This window comes from Paenibacillus aestuarii, assembly GCF_027789125.1.
Taxonomy (GTDB): Bacteria; Bacillota; Bacilli; order Paenibacillales; family NBRC-103111; genus Paenibacillus_E; species Paenibacillus_E aestuarii.
This window is the reverse complement of the sequence record NZ_JAQFVF010000074.1, coordinates 1-4,150: the sequence shown is the minus strand read 5'-3', so window position 1 is coordinate 4,150 and position 4,150 is coordinate 1. Positions and strand designations below refer to the sequence as shown.

Sequence of the window (4,150 nt, the reverse complement as noted above, 5' to 3'; positions counted from 1 at the left end):
ATAATAGCATCTGCCCACTCCAAATCCTCTACCGTCGCAATCGGTACGTTCTTAGTCGCTTCGAGATGAGCTTTCCAGGAGGGTTGGCCGTCCACAATGGATTGTGGCACCGTTTCTGCGACTTTCAGGATCTTCACTTCGGCTCCGGCTTGACGTGCGCCCTCCGCTGCCCATTGGGCCAATTGATAGTTTGTTCCGTTAGAACTGTAATATATAATGGCTAAATTCACCTTTGTTGACATGGTTGTATTCGTTGTCTCCTTATTAAAAAGTTTTTTGAAAAATCTCATTGCTATCTCTCCAAGCTTAATATATTTAAAGTCAAGACCATGCCGCTACGAGCAGCTAGGATGATAGCCAGCATCGCCTTGAACGAATCTTCCGGCGGCTGTTTACAGCCGCTTGAATGCACTGATCAGATCGGCAGGCGACTGCAGCCCGGATAAAGCGTGCTTATCATTGATTAAGTAGAAAGGTACTCCTCTGATACCAAGCTTCTGTGCCTCGCGCTGTCCTTCTTCCACCTTCCCAAGTCCTTCTCCATGGAGGAGCCGTGCTTTGAGTGCCTCGGGATCATTCGTGACCCCGCTCGCTTGCGCAATTTCCACGAGCTTGTCCACATCGCCAAGATTAACGCCTTCTTCAAAATAGGCCGTATACAATCGCTCAAGCAATTGCGATTGCTGGTGCACCGGTGTAATCGCGATCAACTGATGCGACAACACTGAATTCGGTGTATATTTGACCAAATCCATATTATATTTCAAGCCGAATTGAGCACCGATTTGATTATATTGCTTCATTCTCGCTTCAAATTGAGCTTGACCGCCTAAGCGGCTGACCATAACTTTACGGTAATCCTCGCCTTCCTTTCGAATGCCGGGATTCAGTTGATACGCATGGTAACGAACTGTAGCTTCCATGCCTTCCGGCAGTTCATTCAACGCGCTTCTTAAGCTTGCATCCCCCATCCGGCACCATGGACACACCGTATCCATAAAAACGTCAATCGTTACATTTTTCATTGCGCCACCGTTACCGGTTTAATCGTTTTGATGTGCTCGACGTATGCTTTGCTGCTTTGCGCCAAGCGCTCAGGTGTCACGTCGGATGTGTCGTTAACCGTGAAGTGCGGCAGGTATACAGCACTAATGAAACGCGCGCTTGCTTGAATTGGCGCTAGAATTTGTTCCAGCGTTAAACGGTTGGATCCTGTAGGTTGATACGATTCTGCTGTGCCATAAGTCGAGATGGCTACGCCGATTTCTTTGCCGGTTGTTGCAGTTGCTTCCGGACCGTAAGCCCAGTTGTACAACAGTACAGCATCGAACCATTTCTTTAGAAGCGGCGGCATATTGTACCAGTAAAGCGGATATTGGAAGATGATACGGTCATGCGTTTCGACAAGCAGCTGTTCGCGCTTAACGTCGATGTTCTCACTCGGATATTCTTTGTACAAATCATGAATCGTGATGTCTTCTTGCTTCTTGAGTTCCTCAACCCACGCTTTGTTCCAGTTAGATGCTTCCAGGTTCGGGTGTGCTACGATTACGAGTGTTTTCATTGAATTCGCTCCATTCTATTCATTGTTTTAGTTGCTTTTGAAAAATGCTGCGTCTTGCATGAATATACTTTCCTGTTTCTGAGTCAGAGGCCCATTCAATTCCGAAAGCCGCTTCGCTTCGATCCATTCGGGATCGGAACGGAAACGTTCGTAGTTTCCATTGCGCGTCTCCATGTCAGGGTGCTCAACGACATAATATAGGCGGTTGTTCGCATCATCCGCATCCACCCAAAAGTGCTTGATCGTCATCCCATGCTTATCGAACAAGGCAACGACATGCTTATCGAAGCGCTGAATAATAGCCTCCATCTTTCCAGGGGTAACATCGTAAATCCTCATCTCGTATAACATCTAATCACCTCCAAATCAATTTCAACCGTGGTTTATGTTTCACTAACTCCCGATCGTATCGGTTGTTTATTATCGTTCCAACATACCCTGAGGCTGCTCGGCTTCATACGGTAAATCCGCAATTTCATCAATCAGCATTTTGCGCTTCATTCTACCTATTAAAAGATAGAAACGATTCAAAAAAATATTCCTCTTCTCCATGTTACGTTAAAGCGGATATGATGCCTTCGGCGATCAAGGTGAATCGATTAGCTTCCCGAAAGGATCTTGCAAGGAGTTGTGCCCCTTGAAGAGAAGCCAATATTCTGTTTCGCTTGCGCTACCGCCGTTCCTTTGAATTGAAGATGACATTCACTGCGTCCTTGCTCGAGAACCCGTTCTAACCAGGCCAAATTGGCGGTGAAGAACTTGGCAAGCTTCTCACGAACCTTCTCACTCAAAGTAGCTAGATCCGAAGCAAGCATTACGCTCAAGCATGTGCAGTACGTACCGACAGGAATACTGAACATCATGACGTATCTGCGTATTTTCTCCAAGTTGTTCTGCGCCTCATTGTCGATCTGAGCAATGGTAGCGCCGAACTCGCGATGGTACCTGTTAATCAATGATTCTCCTAGATCCTCCTTATTCGGAAAATGGTAGTGTATACTCGCCGCGCGTATACCGACTTTTTCAGCAATGTGCGAGTAGCTGAAGCCATTAAAGCCGACATCTTGCACTAGACCTTGGGCAATATCGAGAATCAACTCTGCTGTTTTGTTATTGTTGTTCATGTATGAATTCTATCTTTTAGTAGGTAAGATGTCAAGAGATTTTAATGGCCTAATAATTGGGTCGGACAATTCCCCTTATATCGGGGTTATTATCACCTGCATTTATGAGATATAAACTCTGGAGCGATATTTTAAAATTCTAACGCTAGAGATGACTCTATTTTAAAGTGATGTGGCAAGATAATAACAAGTAAACTTAAGATAAAGGCACATCTTCACGCAGTTAATATGCTTAGCACTTCGGTTAAACACTAACACTGAACTCGTATCGTCTTCATCTATTGCCTTCGTTATTCAACGATCAATTAATTTTTAGGACAATGTTTTCAACGATTCCGGGAAGTGAAATGGAATAATTTCATTCGTACGGCCATCGCGAGTCTTAGTGACCCATGCAGGATCAGCCAGCAGAGCACGGCCAACTGCAATCAGATCATACGCTTCCCTTTCAATATCGTCTGAAAGCTTCTTCAAGTTTGTTTCAACGCTACCCTCTACGTTTGCAGATGAAAGGTCGCTAGTTAAGCCGACAGAGCCAACTGCAATTGTTGGTTTATTCGTCAGTTTTTTTACCCAAGCAGCAAGGTTAAGTTCCGAGCCTTCAAATTCAGGCGTATAGAAACGATAGGTCGAAATGTGGAAAATATCTACACCGGCATCAACTAGCGGTCGAAGGAACAAAGCAAGTTCATCCGGAGTATTAAAAAGATTTGAACGATGTTCGCCGAGCTTCCATTGCGACATCCGGAAAATGATTGGGAAATCTGGACCGACAGCCTTGCGCACAGCCTCAATAACTTCAACAGCGAATCGAGTTCTTTGTACAAGATCCCCGCCGTATTTGTCGGTTCGCTGGTTCGTTTTATCCCAGAAGAATTCATCGATAAGGTACGAATGTGCACCATGGATTTCAACACCGTCAAACCCAAGTCGTTTCGCATCTGCCCCCGCTTGTCCATAGGCAGCAATGATGGATTGGATTCTATCTTCAGTCATTGGTTCTGAGGTCCTGTCCATTGTATAAACCTCGATTCCCGATGGACCTACCGCCGGCGCTTCGGGATTTGGAAGTTTGTCCGACTTCGTCCAGTAATCGTCCGATGCGCGTGTCATACCGACATGCCAAATTTGGGGTACGATTTTTGTACCTGCAGCATGAACTTCTTCAACGACCCTTGCCCACCCATTAAGAGCATCTTCACCGTAGAAGCGTGGAACATCAGGATCACCAGATGCTGCAGGGTCGTTGATTACGGTTCCTTCCGTGATAATAAGACCAACCTCATTTTCTGCACGACGACGGTAATATTGTGCTACATGTTCTCCAGGAACACCGTTTGGCGAGAAAGAGCGTGTCAATGGGGCCATCACGATTCGATTTTTCAGGGAAAGCTTTTCAGACTCAAATAATTTAAAAAGGGGCTTCATGATTTCTTTCACTATGAGTTCCTCCTGTAATTCA

General features: G+C 45.5%; 6 protein-coding genes. All 6 read right to left on the bottom strand.

Annotation, left to right across the window (positions count from 1 at the left end; translation table 11 throughout):
• The coding region (locus tag O9139_RS25810) for an NAD(P)H-dependent oxidoreductase (RefSeq protein WP_270884633.1) at positions 1–290 on the bottom strand (290 nt) is incomplete at its 3' end.
• A 102-nt stretch (positions 291–392) separates the two neighbouring features.
• Positions 393–1,025: a DsbA family oxidoreductase gene (locus tag O9139_RS25805; RefSeq protein ID WP_270884632.1), complete on the bottom strand. Its 633-nt coding sequence runs from the start codon at positions 1,023–1,025 to the stop codon at positions 393–395.
• A complete protein-coding gene (locus tag O9139_RS25800) occupies positions 1,022–1,564 on the bottom strand; it encodes an NAD(P)H-dependent oxidoreductase (RefSeq protein WP_270884631.1) in 543 nt (180 codons plus the stop codon). Before O9139_RS25800 ends, O9139_RS25805 begins: the two co-directional genes overlap by 4 nt.
• 27 nt (positions 1,565–1,591) lie before the next feature.
• On the bottom strand, positions 1,592–1,915 hold the full coding sequence (locus tag O9139_RS25795) for an NIPSNAP family protein (protein ID WP_270884636.1): 324 nt from the start codon (positions 1,913–1,915) through the stop codon (positions 1,592–1,594).
• Positions 1,916–2,163: 248 nt separating this feature from the next.
• Positions 2,164–2,688 carry a TetR/AcrR family transcriptional regulator gene (locus O9139_RS25790; protein WP_270884635.1) on the bottom strand — a complete coding sequence of 175 codons (525 nt, stop codon included), beginning with the start codon at positions 2,686–2,688 and terminating at the stop codon, positions 2,164–2,166.
• 312 nt (positions 2,689–3,000) lie between these two features.
• Positions 3,001–4,116 (bottom strand): NADH:flavin oxidoreductase, encoded by a 1,116-nt coding sequence (locus O9139_RS25785; RefSeq protein ID WP_270884637.1) that lies wholly within the window; start codon positions 4,114–4,116, stop codon positions 3,001–3,003.
• Between the last annotated feature and the right edge of the window lie 34 nt (positions 4,117–4,150).